This is a genomic window from Bacillus sp. PK6-013, assembly GCF_054161445.1.
This window is the reverse complement of the sequence record NZ_CP096417.1, coordinates 1,141,693-1,158,329: the sequence shown is the minus strand read 5'-3', so window position 1 is coordinate 1,158,329 and position 16,637 is coordinate 1,141,693. Positions and strand designations below refer to the sequence as shown.

The window sequence follows — 16,637 nt, the reverse complement described above, 5'->3', positions numbered from 1 at the left end:
GCAACCCGAAGCTTCATTTGAAAGCAAAAAAACAGACCGCCGGAAGCAGTCTGTTTTTTATGTTCGCCATTCAGCTTCTACTCTGTAGATCGGCTGGCCTTTAGCGGCGAACTTTTCTTCGTATTCGGTCATCACGTTTCCTTGAAAATCGCTTTGATGCAGGTCAAGGCTGACGAACGTCAAAACGAGTCCGTATTCGGAAAAACTGGTAAGGGAGTACTCAAATAACCCGCGGTTATCGGTTTTGAAATGAATCGCTCCCTTGCCTCCGAGCACCTGCTCATACTTTTTCAAGAACGCTTGATTGGTCAGACGGCGCTTTGCATGGCGTTTTTTCGGCCACGGGTCGGAAAAATTCAAATAGACCCGGTCGACCTCCCCATCTGCAAAAACGTCTGAAAGCATATTGGCATTAATGTTCAAAAGCTTTACATTCGGCGCCTCTGTCTGCTTTACTTTATCAACAGCGGTTACGATGACGCTTTTAAATAATTCGATTCCGATATAGTTTACATCCGGATTTTGCAGGGCCATTCCTGAAATAAATTGCCCTTTTCCGGTTCCTACTTCGATGTGGATCGGGTTGTCATTTCCAAAAATGGAATGCCATTTCCCTTTACATTGAGACGGCTCGCTGATCACAATATGAGAGTTTTCAGCCAGGTAGTCATCCGCCCAAGGCTTGTGACGCATTCGCATGTACTTACACCTCTATTTGTTATATCGTCTTACAACATACCATGAAATCCCGGAATCCCGCAAGGCCTCTTCCAAAGCAAAAAAGACCGAAGATCGGCCTCCGGGTCTTTCGCGTATAAATTACAGCTTTCTGAACATTTTAATCCATATACTCCGAGAATGAAGGGAAGTGCCAATATTATGGGCTTAAATCAGCAAAATCAGATTCATCTATTAAAAGATATTCTCTCAGACCATCAGGCAGACTGCACCGGAACCGTCGCTGAGTGCGAACAGATGGAGCGGATTATCAAGTCTTTAATGGCAAATACGAATCTTGACGCCGGCCTAAAAGGCGTCCTCGAAGACATTTATTTGTACAGCCAGAGGGGAAAATCGTCCGCTTCAATCAACAGCCACATTCAGGAACACCAGGATCATCTCACACAATGGGTGGAAGATATCGGCTCATTTTCATGAAGCTCCGGCGAGACGCTTCATTAATGCGTGAAGCTGTTCCAGCCCTTGGTGAAAGCCTTCCTGATTGCCTTTCGCTTCTTGCCAGAGTGTTGTCATTGCTTTTTCCGCCAATACGTACCAGGCCATTCTCAGCCTGAGATTGTCCGTTAACGAAGAGCCGTAGCGTTCGAGCCAGCTTCCCCATTCCCGCTCTTCAACGTAATGATAAAGAAGCGGCCCCAGATCGATCGCGGGGTCTGCAATCATCGCTCCATCCCAATCGATTAAATAAAGCTGGTTCTGATCTGTAAGAAGCCAATTGTTATGATTCACATCGCAGTGACAGACGACCTTTTCTCCGGACTGTACATCATCGAGATGGTGCTCCAGATACAAAAGGGCTTGGTCAAGCTGCGGTATCGGATATTGCCGGGCCTGGATAAACTGCTTCAATTGAGTGATTACAGAGCTTGGCTGAAAAGGCTGCTTGCCGAGTCTCTTCAGCATGTCTAAAAGCTCTTTGGAGCTGTGAATTTTCCGAAGCATCTCAGCCACCGCCTGGCTGTTCATATCCTTCGGCTTCAGTTCTCTTCCCTTGAGCCAGTGCTGTGCTGTAATCACATCCCCGTTTTCCATTCGTTTTGTCCAAACGAGCTTAGGAACAATTCCTTCCGCGGACAGGACAGCCAAAAAAGGAGAGCTGTTGCGCTTTAAAAAAAGCTGCTGTCCATTATGTTCTGCATAATATGCGTCTCCTGTAGCTCCTCCTGCGGGGGAAATCTCCCATTCGCTACCTAGTAATTGTCCCAACCAGTTCATATCGATTTTCAACCCATCATTTCATTAAAAGATTTTAAAAAGCATCTGCTCCCTAGAGCGGGCAGCAAACCGCTTGTATTGTCGTCTCTTTATATTCAAATAAAAAGACGGCTATTGAGAGTCATTTGTGCTAAACAATAGCCGTCTTTTAAATTTTAGCGCTAGACGCCAAACTTCGTCAAGCAAAACTAAAAAATCCCTTTTGGTTCGTATAGAACATAGGTTCCGATGCCGTTCAGCCGAAGCCTTTTTTCCGCTTGAACCTTCCCATTGAAGAACGTAAAAGGATCGCAGTGCAGCAAGTACTGTTTCTGGGCGGGCAGCTCAAGCGTTTCCTTTTTTGCAGACGGACAATGCACCACTATGATTTCGTTCCAGGGATCAAATGCTGCAATGTTCTTCAGCTTGTAGGCCGTCACTTCTCCTGTACCGCTCATAAAAGAAAGATGTTCCTTGACTTCCTCCTCTTTTTGCAGACGAAAAGCGGGATGGCTTCTCCGCAGCCTGATCAGCTGGCGCACATATTCGACGTCCTCGCAAAGCTCCGCCCGCTTTTCCCAATCGAGCCTGTTGATGCCATCTCCCGACCTGTAGCTGTTGCTGTCCCCATTCTTTGTTCGGCAAAATTCCTGCCCGGCATGAAGAAATGGAACGCCTTGCGAAAGCAGGACGATCGACAGCGCGAGCCTTTGTCTGAGCCGTTTTGTGCAGGCATCTTCTTCCGAACAGAAGGCCATCTTATCCCAAAACGTATGATTGTCATGGCACTCCGCATAATTGATTGACTGTGGCGGCAGCAAGAATCCCGGTGAGCCGGCAATTCCATGTTGAAGCTCAGCTTTTTTTCCAGTGTCCCCTAAAGCATATCCGCGGTCACCGAGCTCAAATGTACTCCCTTTGACTGCGTTTCTGAACCGATCATTAAAAAAGCCGACCGCCGGAACTTTCCCGGCATTTTGCAATGTTGCTTTTTGCCCGCTTTCAAGCGGGGTATTTAAATCCCAGCCTTCTCCGAACAGGAGCGCGTCCGGCTTCACATTCTCGGCAAGCTTACTAATTTGGCGGACGGTTTCAATATCAAGAATGCCCATTAAATCAAAACGAATTCCGTCGACATCATATTCTTCAAGCCAATAGCGGACAGAATCGAGAATATATTTTCGCACCATCAGCCGCTCAGATGCAATGTCATTTCCGACGCCTGTTCCGTCGGCTGGAAAACCGTATTCATTATGTCTGAAAAAATACCCGGGAACCGTTTTTTCAAAAGGGGATGTTTCCCTCTTGTACACATGATTATATACGGCATCCATGATCACGGAGAAGCCGTGTTTGTGCAGCGTCTGAATCATCGTTTTCAGCTCGGTGATTCTGCTTTTGGGGTTCTGCGGATCGAGCGAATAGCTTCCTTCAGGCGCATTAAAATGAAGGGGGTTATAGCCCCAATTATAGGATTGGTCCGGAGACAGCTCGTCAACTCCGGCAAAATCGTGAAAGGGCAGAACCTCGATATGGGTGACGCCGAGCTCTTTCAAATAGGCAATTCCCGTTGAGAAGCCGCCGGACGTTTCAGTTCCGTCCTCTGTGAAAGCAAGATATTTGCCTTTATGGCGCATACCGCTGTCTTCATGAATCGAAAAATCGCGGATGTGAACCTCATATATAACCGCATCACACGGACTGTGAAGGCTTGGCGCACGGTATTTTTCCACTTTGACTTCCTCAGGATCTATTACAACGCCCTTTTCCCCGTTTACCGTAACAGCTTTCGCATAAGGATCGACTGTCAATAACGGCGTCCCGTTTACATAAAGCTTATATAAATAGGACCAGCCGTTCAGATCGCCTTCGATCGTTACCTCAAAAACACCCTTTTCTCTGCGCATCATTTGAAAAGTATTTGTTTGAAGCGAATCAGGGCTCTCCAGCTTGATCGCTGCCGTACTCGCGGTCGGCGCCCATACCTTAAATAAAGTACGCTCTTTTGAATAAAAAGCACCGAGACGGCCGTCATAAAAAAAAGCCTTGTCAAACGCCGCACTTCGCGTAACAGAACCAATTTGCAGGTCTGTCCAGACGCTTTCTTCACAGCATACTTTATGAACTCTTCCGAATGGAACGGGGCGGCTGCTTTCGAGAACATACTTGAATTTCTCCTCAAGCTCCTCCGTCGCTTTTACCGAAAGCTCTATCTTCCCTCCTTGATCATCTTCAAGCAGAAAAGGGGGGCTGCAGCTTGAGGCGCGGCTCTTCGGAACTAAAACAGTGATCGTTCTCATTTCATCGAGATAAGCTTCAAAGGGGCGGCTGATACCCGGCATCTCAGTCTCTCCTTCATTCGAAAGATTTATGCTCTTAACCGAAGAGATTCGGTCCCTGTTTTGATGAAAACGGGCGCCCAGCCGATCACCTCTCCATCCGCTTGAAAGAGCACCCGCTCATTCGTATGAAAATAAATTTCTTTCGTCTTAAACGCCGTAACACCGTTTTTACCGATGTGTTTGCCGAATATCATTGCAAACAAGAGGCCGGCTTTTTTCAATACGGAGCGGTCTTCAATAATGATCACATCTAAAAACTCATCCCGCGGATTCGCGTTCGGTGCAATCTTCATGTCTCCGCCATAGTAGGGGTGATTTGAAACCGACGCAAACCAGATTTTTTTAAACGTACGCTTGTCATCCCCATTCTCATACGAAAGAACAAACGGTTTAAACGTAAACGCCGTAACAAAGAAAATCAGCGGCTGAATCAAATGACTCAGCCTGAGAGCAGCTGTCCATTTCGGCAAAGCAGTCATCTTTTTGACGGCGCAGGCATCAAATCCCAGGCTGAGATGATTGGCAAAATAAAGTTCGTTTTCACTGTCTTTCGTATGAAAGCTTCCGAGGGCATAGGTCCGGGTCAGCGATTGCCCTTTTCGCTTCATTTCTTTAATGACATTCGATTTTTTCACGGCAAAGCCGCGTTTAAAATCATTATTTAAGCCCGACGGGATGACGCTCAGCTGAATGTCCCGCAAGCTGACTAAGCCGTTGAGCACTTCATGGACGGTTCCGTCCCCGCCGATCACCAGCAGACGCTTCAGCCTGTCATCCTGCATCGTTGATATTTGCCTTGCCAACACTTCAGCATGCCCGGGATGCTGGGTCATAAATGAGCGGTACGATATATTTGCCTTTTGAAGGTCTTTCTGCAATGATTTCCATACTCTGAAGGCCGTCGCATTTCCCGCCTTTGGATTTATGATGATATACCAATCGCTCATGATTCCATTCTCCATTTTATAGTATGAAAAAGCCGGGATAACGTTCTGGCGGTCAGCTCAGCCATTCCTGTCTCCGCATCGAGTCGGAGACGCCGTGCGACAACAGAATTTTCGCCGTTTTCAGCTGCTGGCTTTTAATCGGGGCGAAGTTCTTTTGCTGCTTCTCCAGCCACTCTTTCCAGTGTCTTTTGTCGCAAATGCTGATACCGTAAGGAGGTTCCGGATAATCGATATACGATGTCCGGCTGACAACGACTTTGCGCACAGGCAGTTCAATCCCCGATCCCTTTAACAAGCCGGAAAGAACCGTGCCTGTCCTGAGAAGCTCAACAGCCGGATTTAACAGTGACCGTTCCCTTCCCCTTACCGTTTTTTCTTTCCAAAAACGATCTTTGGAACCGATAAATGCGCTGTCCTTCTCGCCTTCGAGAAATGATATACAGTAGATCTCAAGAGGTGTGAGAATCAAGACGCTGAGCTCTACCGCAGCCTGATTCACCTGCAGCACCGGCCGATACATGATGAAATATGAATCCGGCAGCTGCTGTGCCAAAATGTGCAGGATTTTATCGCTTTTTATTTCCCGGGAAAGCCTGGATATGTCAGAGATTGTCGAGCTTGCCCATTTCAGCTGAAACTCGTACACGTATTCTTTGAAAAACGACACGAGTTCCTCCCCTGCCGCAGGAATTCTTGCAATCAAGCTTTCATCCGTTTCTCCATCCAGTCCGTTAAACCATTCATCGGCTTCTTTTCCTTTATTAATATCGGATGCTTCTTTTTTTCTCTTTAATGTAAATGTCTTCTTTCTTTTTCCGACCGCTTCATCATCGGCGGCTTCTTTATCGTAATGAAGGCTGTCTTTCTTTTTCTCAGCTATCTCTTTAATTGACTGCCAGCGCTGCTTTTTCAAGCGGATAAACTGGTTGATATAATGATAAGGATCCTGTTCATACCTTGAAATGCAGTCCTGTATTTTAATAATCTGTGCCATCTGCGTTCATCTCCGAATCCTGCTTTTCTGCAGCCGGCCGTTCACCGAAATGGAAAACGGCTTGATGCTCATATTTGGGAAGCCTGTCTAAATGAGTTTGAAAGATGGTGAAATGCCCGGCCGTAAAAGACACCGCGTCTTCAAGAGGCTCCAGGCGGCCGTTAAAAGAGGCCGATCCATTCCACTTTCTGGCGACCGTCATATGTGGATGAAAAGGCCGTTTTTCAATTTCAAATCCCGCCGCATCTGCAGCATGCTTCACCCGTTCCCTCACGTGAAAGAGAGCGTCTGAGTATTCCGGTTCCACATGAAGAATTCTCGGCTCCGACGGCTTGCCGAAGGTTCCGAAACGTTTCAAGGCAATCTGAAACGGAGCCGTCTCAGCGGAGATCAGCTTGAGGCTGTCAGCAAGCATAGCCAGCTGCTCTTCTTCAGCGGAGCCGAGGAACACGAGGGTGATGTGGTAGTCCAAAGGATGCACCCATCTATGAAAAGAAAATTCCGGACGGCTGCTGACTGTTCGATAAAGCGGCTCACTAAGCTCCGCCGGAATTGGAATTCCAATAAAGTAATGCGGTTTGACTGACATATGTATGGCTTCCTCCTCATTCGTCTTCTCTATATTTTAACAAAAAATATAAGGACTTATAACCTCTCTATTTTCCACTTTCCGAGGCCTTATGATAGGATAATGACAGAATCATGTTTTTTGGAAAGGGTGCACAGCCGTGAAAGCCGTTCACAATATTGCAGAATTAATCGGGGAAACGCCCCTTGTCAAGTTGAACCGCGTTCAGCCCGAAAACGCAGCCCAAGTTTATATCAAGCTTGAATCTTTTAATCCGAGCGGAAGCGTGAAAGACCGCGCGGCCTACCAAATGATTGTGGATGCCGAAGAAAAAGGCCTGCTGAAACCGGGTTCAACCATCATCGAACCGACGAGCGGAAACACCGGCATCGGCCTTGCGATGAACGCTGCGGCAAGAGGCTACAAAGCCATTCTTGTTATGCCTGATACGATGACAAAAGAGCGGATCAACCTTCTGAAAGCGTACGGAGCTGAGGTCGTCCTGACGCCGGGGGATGAAAGGATGCCGGGCAGCATCAAAAAAGCGCAGGAGCTTGCTCGGGAAATTCCGGGCAGCTTTATTCCGATGCAGTTTGATAATGAAGCCAATCCGGAGGCTCACCGGAGATCAACCGCTCTGGAAATTGCCCGGGCAATAGAAGAAATCGGCAAACCGCTTGCCGCATTTGTTGCAACAGCAGGAACAGGGGGAACGATTACCGGAACAGGCGAAAAGCTGAAAGCGTTATTTCCGGGGATAACCGTTCATGTGGCAGAACCTGCAGGGTCGCCTGTTTTATCCGGGGGCAAACCGGGAAAGCACAAGCTTGTCGGGACAAGTCCGGGATTTATTCCAAACATTTTAAACGAAAGCGTCTATGACGAAATCTTAAAGATCAAGGACGAAGAAGCCTATGAGATAACGCGCAGATTGGCGCGGGAAGAAGGAATCCTTGTCGGCCCTTCTTCTGGGGCCGCTTGCTTCGCCGCTGTTGAAACAGCTAAGAAGCTCCCTCCCGACAAAGTGGTCGTATGTATGACAGCCGATACAGGAGAACGCTATTTATCAAGCGATTTATTTCAATTTGATTAAGAGAGAAAAGCCTGGTTTCTGTTGTGAAATCAGGCTCAGATTGTTGAAAAAATCCCAAAGCTAAGAGACGTTTTGGGATTTTTCCATCTTTTTAGCGTGAACCGCAACCCTTGCAGTCTAGGAAGGCCGAGCATTGGAGCTGGTTGTGATGACGGCAGTGTTCAGGCAGGACGACGCCTGCTCCGTTAGCCGCCGTTTCTCTTTTGTTCGTGAGCACCGACTTAGCAGGCCTGACAACGAATTCGAGGGTCTGCCGATACGGAAAGAAGCGGATAAAACGCCCGTAACCGAAAAAGAACAAAAAATAAAATGCATAAAACCGTTTCCTCACATGCAGCTATTCCTTTTCCTGCTTCAAAAAGCCCCTCTCCTGAAAACAGCAATGTTTAACAGCAAAAAAGCCGCTCTAGAGAGCGGCCGTCTTCGTTATGCTACACATGCATTCCTGTCCTGGCATCGTTGTGATCCGTTATATATTCAATCCGCTTGAAACCGCAGTCCTTTGCATTTTGATATAGAAGCTCCAGTTTTTTTTGATCTTTGCAGTATATCGTGACAAAACTCGAATCGGCTGTAAGCACAATCAGCTCGCAGCTGCTTTTCATATATGATTCATATGTGCTGACATCTTCAGGATGGCCATCCTTCGGAAAAGCCTTCAGATCGGCGAAGATGAGATAGTACCTTGCGTCTTCCAGCCTTTTTTTAAATGCTTCTCCTGTCATCACCTGCGGATCTTGAGGAAAAAGATTTTCATCTGAAAATTCACCGTTTTCTACGAGATAGCATTCGCCATCGGCAAGCAGCCAATTGAAATCGGCCGGTTCAACCGGCTTCAGCATATCGAGAAGAAAGCGCCCGTACCCGTTCGGGATTTCAAATAAAACGCCTCGCTTATGACTCATGTCATCACTCTCTTTGCTACTTCGCCAATTCATAAATGGCCTGTGCATAAATCGATACAGCCTTCAGCAGATCATCAATTTCCATATACTCGTCTTTCTGATGGGCAACGTCGGGACGGCCTGGAAACAGCGGTCCAAATGCCACGCCGGCTTCCAGTGACCGTGCATATGTCGCCCCTCCGATCGAAATTAATTGTGCCGTTTCCCCTGTCTGCTCCTCATAGACCCGCTGCAGCGTTTGGATCAGCTCATGGTCTTTTGCTACATGATGGGGCTTGCTGTCTTTAAAGCTCACCAGCCGGGCGCCCTTTATTTGCGAAAGCCCGGATTTCACCCGATCGCTCTCTTCAGTCACAGGATAGCGGATGTTAATATGGGCTTCTCCGCCTTTTTCCTGTTCATACTGCAGCCGGCCGACATTCAACGTCAGCTCTCCGCTGATGTCATCGCGGCAGCCGATGCCGATTTTTTTCCCTCTCGTATCTCCGGCAAAAGCCCCGCTAACCGTTTGAACAAACTGGAGCCCGGCTCTGTCAAGGGATTGGGTATGTAAAAACTCGGACAAAATGAGGCCGGCATTGACACCGTTATTAGGCTCCATGGCGTGAGCTGATTTGCCGTACACGGTTAATGTCAGTCTGCCGTCTTCTTGAAGAATACGCCCTTCTGCGCGCTTTTCTTTTACAAACCGGACAAATGACTCTTCAAAACCTGATGGGGCAGACCCCTCTAGGACGGCTTCGGCGTCATCAGGCACCATGTTCAGACGCCGGCCGGATCGGAAAGTCTCCAATGTTAAGTCCGCACCTGTTTCCGCTTGATCAGTTTCAATTTTTAAAGCCGCGTCAATCAGGCCTTTTTCCGCATAGATAATCGGAAAATCAGCATCAGGCGCAAAACCGACCGAAGGCATCTCTTCGTGTTTAAAATAATGCTCCACACAGCGCCAGTCGCTTTCTTCATCAGTGCCGATAATCATTCTGATTCGCTTTGATAATGGGAGGCCGGAGTCTTTGACAATTTTTAATGCATGATACGCGGCCATTGTCGGCCCTTTATCATCAAGCGCTCCCCTTGCATAGATGCGGCCGTCTCTAATTTCTGCAGCAAACGGATCGCTCGTCCAGCCATCTCCGGGCGGAACGACATCAATATGGCAAAGCACGCCGATGATCTCCTCGCCTTTCCCCCATTCGATATGGCCTGCATACCCGTCAAGATTTTTGACCGTAAATCCGCTTTCTTCCCCTTTATTCAAAAGCGCTGTCAGGCATTCTTGAATTCCTTTTCCAAACGGCCGACCCGGACCCGCCGTCTCTTCATCAAGGACGCTGTTGATTTTTAAAAAACCTTGAATATCCTCTACGATCTCATTCCGTCTTTTTGACACTTCCTGTTCCCAGTTCATAATTTCGCCCCTTCTTTTTTCAGTTTAGCCAAAAACCCTTGCAAAAACACCCGATAACGAATAATATAGATATTGTTTTGCTATAATGTTCGTTATTGGAGGAAATGATGTTTAACATAAAAGAAAACCAAACCACAGTCAAAAAAGAAATCCTCGCCGGTATTACAACCTTCTTTACAATGGTTTATATCGTCGTGGTCAACCCTAGTATCCTATCCGGTACAGGCGTCCCGTTTGATCAAGTGTTCACTGCCACAATCATTGCTGCCGTCGTCGGAACGCTTTGGATGGCGCTTTCCGCCAACTTTCCGATCGCGATTGCACCCGGGATGGGGCTGAATGCGTATTTTGCAGTGTCAGTCGTCGGCTCGTCCAACGGCGAAATTTCTTACCAGACAGCGTTCAGCGCTGTTTTCGCGGCCGGTATCCTCTTTATTATCTTATCGCTAACACCTCTTAGAAAACAACTGATCGAAGCCATTCCGGCTAATCTAAAATACGGGATTACCACCGGAATCGGCTTGTTTATCGCTTTTGTCGGTCTGAGAGGAGCCGGAATCATTACCGCCAATGAATCCAATTTGGTCGGACTCGGCAATCTGCACTCGCCCGGAGTGATCCTGGCACTAATCGGCTTGGCTTTCTCCGTCGTTTTGATGGTCATGAATGTGAACGGCGCTCTATTTTTCGGTATGATCTTAACCGGCCTGATCGCCTTTTTTACCGGCCAGCTTGAGTTTACCAAAGGGATTCTGTCAATGCCTCATCTGCCGGAAAAACTGATCGTCACAAACCCTTTCGCCGCTTTTGGAGATGTCGTCCACTACGGCCTTTATTCGGTTGTCTTCTCGTTCCTGCTCGTCACGATTTTTGATACGACAGGAACGATGATCGGTGTCGCCGAACAAGCCGGACTCATGAAAAACAACAAACTGCCGAATGCAAGAAAAGCCCTTCTTGCCGATTCGACAGCGACGACGATCGGCGCAATGTTCGGGACAAGCCCGACGACCGCTTATATCGAATCATCCGCAGGGGTGGCCGCAGGCGGAAGAACAGGGCTTACGTCTTTTACAGTCGCTGTGCTTTTCGGAGCGGCGCTGTTTTTCAGCCCGCTTGTGAGCGCGGTCTCCGGGATCTCAGCGATTACATCGCCGGCATTGATCATTGTAGGAAGCATGATGATCGGCGCTGTCACCAACATTCGCTGGAAAGAGCTTGACGAAGCATTCCCGGCCTTTCTCGTCATTTTGACAATGCCGCTGACATCATCTATTGCGACAGGCATTTCCCTCGGGTTTATTTCTTATCCGATTGTCAAAGCCGCGAAAGGCAAATGGCGCGAAATTCATCCGCTTGTCTTCGTGTTTGCCGTTCTCTTTTTCATACACCTCTTCTTTTTGGAAGGGCATTAAACAACTGAACCCCGTCTTTTTTAAAAAGACGGGGTTTTCAGCATCAGGCTGAGCGCGATGACGAGGCAGCACCAGATCAACCCCGGATAGAAAAACCAGTCAATGGAATTCCGCCTGGCTTCATAAAAAGCGTCGCTTTCTTTGTCTGCCCCCAGCAAAAAAACGCGTTCCATCACCTTGTCAAAATGGACGGACAACAGACTTCGATAAGCGAAGGCAAAAACCAGGAGAGCGCCCGCTTTCATCCAGATCGGTCCAACCATGATCAGCGCCGTAAAAATGCCGATCATTTGAATAACCTGTCTTTTATAGTCCGGATGGCGCAGCATCACTTTAAAAAAGATTTCCTTAAGGCCATTTTGCACTGTACGGGCTTTAAAGATGTTCCGAGATTTTTTAAAGAACAGCCGCGGCCTTTTTGCCCCTCGTTTCCCCTGCTTCGGCACGCTTCCATCCAGGTTCAGCGACAGGAAAAATTTTGTGAGTCTCAGCTTTCTTCTGTTATCAAATTCAACCTCTTCATAAAATAGATACATGTTGCCGAGAGTGCCGCCGGCGGTCTTCAGCGCGGCCACAGACAGCACCATGCCGCTCAAGAGTACAACCGGCCAGGAAAACAACAAAACAACTGCACAAGCCGACAGCCACACGAAAAAGATCAGTCCGGCGTTCAGCACCCGGTGTTTCAGCTTGTACTGCCATCCGATGTTCCGCCTCTTCAAGACGGTGATCAAGGAATTGAGACAGAAATAAAAAAAGAATACGGCGAGACAAGCGGGCAGTTCAATCCCAAATTGTCTGACGAACAGAGGAGTAAACACGGCCGCCGCCAACAGCCATTTGCAAAACTGGATAAACAGACAATATAAATAGCCGCACCTTTTCATGTCCAGCACGAGTGTCTTTTTTTGCAACAAATAAAGCTGATCAGCTTCCATTAAAAATGTCCTCACAGACCCAAACAGCGTAAAAACGGCCGGAGCAAGCACAATCAATCCGGCCTGCCATCCGTTATCAAACGACCCTCCATTCAGCCATTTGATATATTGATAAACGCCGATTCCAGCCGCAGGCAGTACAATATACAGCGCAACCGTCCAATCGATGACCAGTTTGATGATCCGGAGCTGATAAAGACAGTCCGCTTTCAGCCTGCTGATAAACAGAGCCCGGCCGCTCATGCGGGAGCACCTTTTACAGCAAAGTAAAAGCAGTCAAGCAGCGAGCCACCCGAAAGGCCGGTTTTCTCCTGCAGCTCTTCGAGCGTACCTTCCAGCATCAGACGGCCATTTGAAATCAGCAAAAAACGGTCACAGATCTTCTCGGCGGTATCCAGCACATGCGTACAAAGCAAAATACCCGCTCCCCGCTTCTGCTCTTCTTTCAGCATATCCAAAAAGAGGCGGCTTGCGATCGGGTCGAGCCCGATAAACGGTTCATCGATAATATATAGATCAGGCTGCATGAGAAAAGCATGGATCAGCATCAGCTTTTGCTGCATCCCTTTCGAAAAGCTCCCCGGATAATCATGAAGCGCATGCTCCAGCGAGAATCGCTCGATGAGCCGATTCGCCCTCGGCAAAAACGAGGACTCGTCCTCCTGCAAAAACGTCCCTAAAGCCGTGATATGCTCCCATAAAGTCAATTCGTCGTAAAAACTGGGCTGTTCAGGTATGTATGCATAGTTTGACGTTTCAGCCCATTCAACCTGTCCGGCCATATGCCTTGTTAAACCGAGTATCGTTTTAATTGTCGTGCTTTTCCCCGCTCCATTCGGTCCGATTAATCCGACAAGCTCGCCTTCCCCCACAGTAAACGATATATTTTCGATCGCCGATTCCTTTTCTTCATAACCGGATTTCTCAATATGCACTTTTAATTTCATTATCTTTACCACCTCTCTTTTACTACGTATGAAGCTAGAAAAAGTTTAAAATTTTTTTGGCAAAAAAACGTGATCGTACTGCATGTTCTGCTCACGATTTTCATTTTTTCATTAATTTGGCTCCGGCTTTTTTCTGGATATTTGGCAAAGAGATCGTGTATAATATTTATTGATCATTTTCAAGAAATGGTCGCTAACCGTCCATGCTGCATTTTGGAGTCGTAAGTTGTGGTAGTCAAGTCCATTCGATCATACGATAGGGAGTGGTTGTTTGAAACCTTCAACAAACCGAATGCTAACCAGGATCAAATCAGTATACATGTTCATTCAAGAAAAAGGACTCGTTACAACCCAGGAACTGGTTGATGAATTTGGCACTACACCGAGAACAATCCAGCGTGATCTGAATGTGTTGGCATACAACGATCTAGTACACAGCCCCAGCAGAGGCAAATGGGAGACTACAAGAAAAAAAGTGAAAATCTCCTCATAGTAATATTCTGAAAAATTGAACTTTAGCGCTGAATATCATATAGGACAGCCATCAAACATAAAAAGCATCAAACCCGATGAAGTTTGATGCCCCATAAACCAGCTCTACAGGCACTCGACGAATCAGAGTGTCTTTTTGTTTTGCAATGCGGCAAGCTCGTGCTCAGAGAGCTCTCTGTATTCCCCCGGCAAAAGCTCTCCATCAAGATCGACATCCCCCATTTTCAGCCGCTTTAAATAGATGACGTCACGGCCGACCGCCTTCAGCATTCTTTTAACCTGATGAAATTTTCCTTCCGTTATTGTCAAAAGCAGACGTTCCACGCCGTTTTTGCTTGCCAAAAGCGACGCTTCAGCCGGTTTTGTGACATATCCTTCACCGATATCGACCCCTTTTTCAAGCTGATCGAGAGCCGCCTGATCAATAGGCTTATCGACATGTACTTCATACGTTTTAGGCACGTGTTTTTTCGGCGATAAAAGCTGGTGTGCCAACTGGCCGTCATTCGTTAAAAGCAGCAGCCCCTCGGTATCCTTGTCAAGCCTTCCGACCGGAAACGGCTCAAACCTCAACAGCTCCGGATCGAGCAAATCAACAACCGTTTCCTGGCGGCTGTCTTCTGTCGCTGACAGCACGCCTTGCGGCTTGTTCATCATCAAGTAAATAAATTCCTGATAAACGACGGGTTCGCCGTAAACCGTGATGTCGTCTGATTCCGGGTCTACATGCTCTTTTGCGTCTTTGATCAGTTGATCATTCACGCGTACCGCCCCGTTTTTCAGCATTTTTTTGACTTCTTTTCTCGAACCGTAGCCGCTGTTTGACAACAGTTTATCCAATCTCATGAAGACACTCCCTTTTTTTACATAAAAAGAAAAGCCCTTTTTAGGAGGCCTTTCTTTTGAAAAAGCGATTCAACCGCTGACCGAACATTTTTTCGAGCAGTTTCACACGGTAAGCCAAGTACAGATAAACCGATCCGCCGACCGCGGTTGTGATGAAAATGACGACAGCAGATTTGATCTGCCCGCCTTCATATGAAATAAACAGACTGAGTAGCGCCTGAACAAGCAGCAACATGATGCCCATGACCGCCGTCAGGATCAGCATCAGCAAAAACCGTTTAAACAGTTTGCGATACGAATAGCCGGCATGACGTTTAATCATAATAAATCCGTACAGGAGTGACGCTGAATAGCCGAGCGCCGTTGCCAAAATCGATCCGCTTCCTTGAAACAGCTTGATGAGCGGAACGTTAAGCCCGATTTTGATTACAATCCCGATCATCAGGCTGACAACCGCAAATTTCTGCTTGTTCACCCCCTGCAAAATCGCAGCGTTGACGGTGAAGAGCGAGAATAACAGCGCCACGGGCGCGTACCAGAACAAAATATCTCGTCCCATTTCAGGGAGCAGGCTTTCCGAGCCGTAAAAGAACGTGTAAACCGGACCCGATAAAAGAGCCATACCGACTGATGCAGGAAGAACGATAAAAAGAATGATCTGCATCGCCTGATCAATCTGTTTATTTAAAGCAGGGAAATCTTTGTTGGTAAAGTTTTCAGTCACCGCCGGGATCAATGTCAGGCCGAATGCCGTCGCGAGAGATACCGGTATCATCACAAGCTTTGGCACGTACAGCGTCACGATCGCCATCAAATCCTGGCTGATGTTTTGATAGCCGGCTGCAATCATCGCTTTATTAAACGTATTCGTATCAATGTACTGGTAAAGCGGTATCGCCAATCCGACAAAGATGTATGGGGCGGCATAGCTGAACAGCTCCTTAAACATCTGCCGATACGTAATATTGGCGGAAGGAACCAGGTTCGGCTTCAGCGCCAAAAGCGCCCCTTTTCTTTTCTGCCAGGAAAAATAAAGCGTGAACAGCCCCGCGAATGCGCCGATCAAAGCCGCAAAAGTCGCATAGCCGACAGCTACGACAAGCCCGCCGTCTAATACTTTGATCACCAAATAAGTAGCCGTTAATAGAAAGACGATTCTGGCAATTTGTTCAACGACCTGTGAAACGGCTGTCGGCCCCATCATCTGGTGACCTTGGAAAAAGCCTCTGATCAGCGCCAGGATCGGCACAACAAGTAAAGCGAGACTGACCATGCGAATGACATACACGACATGTTCAATCGTCAGCCCGTTGTTTTCTGTTCCGCCGAGGGCCATCTCCGCAAAAAACGGGGCAGACAAATATAGAATGGAGAAAGCAATGATGCCTGTGACGAGCATCATCGACATTCCGGCGCGCAGCATCCTTCTCGTTGTTTCATAATCGCCCATCGAGTTATATTTTGAAACAAATTTGGACACGGCCGCCGGAAATCCCATGGTCGCAATGCTTAAAAAAATCGTATATTGATTATAACCGTACTGGAACAGGGCACCGCCGGTGGCACCGACCATGGCTCCGAACGGAATCAAGTAAATCATTCCGAGGATCCTTGAAATATAGGTACCAAGCGTTAATACAAAGGTGCCTCTTAACAGTTTGCTTGACATGTTCCCAATCACCATTTTTCTTCAATAGATTCAACTTTTCTATTTTAACATACAGGCGCATTACTCAGGTAATAATAACATGGCTAAATTTTAACATCCCCATGTTTTAACGTTTTTTCATCCAGCCGATCTTTCGTT

The 16,637-nt window shown here is 47.4% G+C and carries 17 protein-coding genes; 4 read left to right on the top strand and 13 right to left on the bottom strand.

Features of this window, described 5'->3' with window-relative positions; all coding sequences use genetic code 11:
• Nucleotides 1-57: 57 nt before the first annotated feature.
• Complete coding sequence (gene trmB, locus M1E03_RS05890; RefSeq protein WP_023855521.1) at nucleotides 58-699, bottom strand: tRNA (guanosine(46)-N7)-methyltransferase TrmB; 642 nt, start codon at nucleotides 697-699, stop codon at nucleotides 58-60.
• A 180-nt stretch (nucleotides 700-879) separates the two neighbouring features.
• On the opposite strand from trmB, the gene M1E03_RS05885 reads away from it, so the two are divergent.
• Nucleotides 880-1,158, top strand: coding sequence for a YtzH-like family protein (locus M1E03_RS05885; RefSeq protein WP_020452620.1), 279 nt, complete (start codon nucleotides 880-882; stop codon nucleotides 1,156-1,158).
• On the opposite strand, the gene M1E03_RS05880 is transcribed toward M1E03_RS05885, so the two are convergent.
• From M1E03_RS05880 to thpR, 5 genes are all read right to left on the bottom strand, one after another.
• Nucleotides 1,153-1,956, bottom strand: coding sequence for a phosphotransferase family protein (locus tag M1E03_RS05880; RefSeq protein WP_020452621.1), 804 nt, complete (start codon nucleotides 1,954-1,956; stop codon nucleotides 1,153-1,155). The two genes, M1E03_RS05885 and M1E03_RS05880, sit on opposite strands and share 6 nt — an antisense overlap.
• 188 nt (nucleotides 1,957-2,144) lie before the next feature.
• Nucleotides 2,145-4,277: a type I pullulanase gene (gene pulA / locus M1E03_RS05875; protein ID WP_103750238.1), complete on the bottom strand. Its 2,133-nt coding sequence runs from the start codon at nucleotides 4,275-4,277 to the stop codon at nucleotides 2,145-2,147.
• A gap of 26 nt (nucleotides 4,278-4,303) precedes the next feature.
• On the bottom strand, nucleotides 4,304-5,224 hold the full coding sequence (locus M1E03_RS05870; RefSeq protein ID WP_103750239.1) for a YegS/Rv2252/BmrU family lipid kinase: 921 nt from the start codon (nucleotides 5,222-5,224) through the stop codon (nucleotides 4,304-4,306).
• A gap of 52 nt (nucleotides 5,225-5,276) precedes the next feature.
• Nucleotides 5,277-6,218: a hypothetical protein gene (locus M1E03_RS05865; protein ID WP_026579059.1), complete on the bottom strand. Its 942-nt coding sequence runs from the start codon at nucleotides 6,216-6,218 to the stop codon at nucleotides 5,277-5,279.
• A complete protein-coding gene (gene thpR, locus M1E03_RS05860; protein WP_075212772.1) occupies nucleotides 6,202-6,807 on the bottom strand; it encodes an RNA 2',3'-cyclic phosphodiesterase in 606 nt (201 codons plus the stop codon). Before thpR ends, M1E03_RS05865 begins: the two co-directional genes overlap by 17 nt.
• Nucleotides 6,808-6,946: 139 nt before the next feature.
• Here thpR and cysK point away from each other — a divergent pair, with 139 nt between their 5' ends.
• The gene (cysK, locus tag M1E03_RS05855; protein ID WP_197407198.1) at nucleotides 6,947-7,879 is read left to right on the top strand and encodes a cysteine synthase A; all 933 of its coding nucleotides are present in this window, start codon (nucleotides 6,947-6,949) and stop codon (nucleotides 7,877-7,879) included.
• Nucleotides 7,880-7,970: 91 nt separating this feature from the next.
• On the opposite strand, the gene M1E03_RS05850 is transcribed toward cysK, so the two are convergent.
• The 3 genes from M1E03_RS05850 to pepV all read right to left on the bottom strand — a co-directional run bounded on the left by M1E03_RS05850 (nucleotide 7,971) and on the right by pepV (nucleotide 10,192).
• Nucleotides 7,971-8,210: a hypothetical protein gene (locus tag M1E03_RS05850; protein WP_231692465.1), complete on the bottom strand. Its 240-nt coding sequence runs from the start codon at nucleotides 8,208-8,210 to the stop codon at nucleotides 7,971-7,973.
• A 100-nt stretch (nucleotides 8,211-8,310) separates the two neighbouring features.
• Nucleotides 8,311-8,784 (bottom strand): DUF2691 family protein, encoded by a 474-nt coding sequence (locus M1E03_RS05845; protein WP_197407199.1) that lies wholly within the window; start codon nucleotides 8,782-8,784, stop codon nucleotides 8,311-8,313.
• Between the two features lie 16 nt (nucleotides 8,785-8,800).
• On the bottom strand, nucleotides 8,801-10,192 hold the full coding sequence (gene pepV / locus M1E03_RS05840) for a dipeptidase PepV (RefSeq protein ID WP_197407200.1): 1,392 nt from the start codon (nucleotides 10,190-10,192) through the stop codon (nucleotides 8,801-8,803).
• A gap of 107 nt (nucleotides 10,193-10,299) precedes the next feature.
• Here pepV and M1E03_RS05835 point away from each other — a divergent pair, with 107 nt between their 5' ends.
• Entirely contained in the window at nucleotides 10,300-11,607 is a 1,308-nt protein-coding gene (locus M1E03_RS05835; RefSeq protein ID WP_458110793.1) for an NCS2 family permease, read from the top strand.
• 20 nt (nucleotides 11,608-11,627) lie between these two features.
• On the opposite strand, the gene M1E03_RS05830 is transcribed toward M1E03_RS05835, so the two are convergent.
• Both M1E03_RS05830 and M1E03_RS05825 read right to left on the bottom strand, forming a co-directional pair.
• The gene (locus tag M1E03_RS05830) at nucleotides 11,628-12,788 is read right to left on the bottom strand and encodes an ABC transporter permease (protein WP_103750242.1); all 1,161 of its coding nucleotides are present in this window, start codon (nucleotides 12,786-12,788) and stop codon (nucleotides 11,628-11,630) included.
• Nucleotides 12,785-13,492 carry an ABC transporter ATP-binding protein gene (locus M1E03_RS05825; protein WP_020452632.1) on the bottom strand — a complete coding sequence of 236 codons (708 nt, stop codon included), beginning with the start codon at nucleotides 13,490-13,492 and terminating at the stop codon, nucleotides 12,785-12,787. The genes M1E03_RS05830 and M1E03_RS05825 overlap by 4 nt, the downstream gene beginning before the upstream one ends.
• Nucleotides 13,493-13,763: 271 nt before the next feature.
• Between M1E03_RS05825 and M1E03_RS05820 the strand changes: the two genes are divergently transcribed.
• Nucleotides 13,764-13,985, top strand: coding sequence for a DeoR family transcriptional regulator (locus M1E03_RS05820; protein ID WP_003184500.1), 222 nt, complete (start codon nucleotides 13,764-13,766; stop codon nucleotides 13,983-13,985).
• Nucleotides 13,986-14,107: 122 nt separating this feature from the next.
• Here the strand turns inward: M1E03_RS05820 and M1E03_RS05815 are convergent, their stop codons facing one another.
• Entirely contained in the window at nucleotides 14,108-14,830 is a 723-nt protein-coding gene (locus M1E03_RS05815; protein WP_020452633.1) for a pseudouridine synthase, read from the bottom strand.
• 40 nt (nucleotides 14,831-14,870) lie between these two features.
• On the bottom strand, nucleotides 14,871-16,499 hold the full coding sequence (locus M1E03_RS05810) for a putative polysaccharide biosynthesis protein (RefSeq protein WP_020452634.1): 1,629 nt from the start codon (nucleotides 16,497-16,499) through the stop codon (nucleotides 14,871-14,873).
• Between the last annotated feature and the right edge of the window lie 138 nt (nucleotides 16,500-16,637).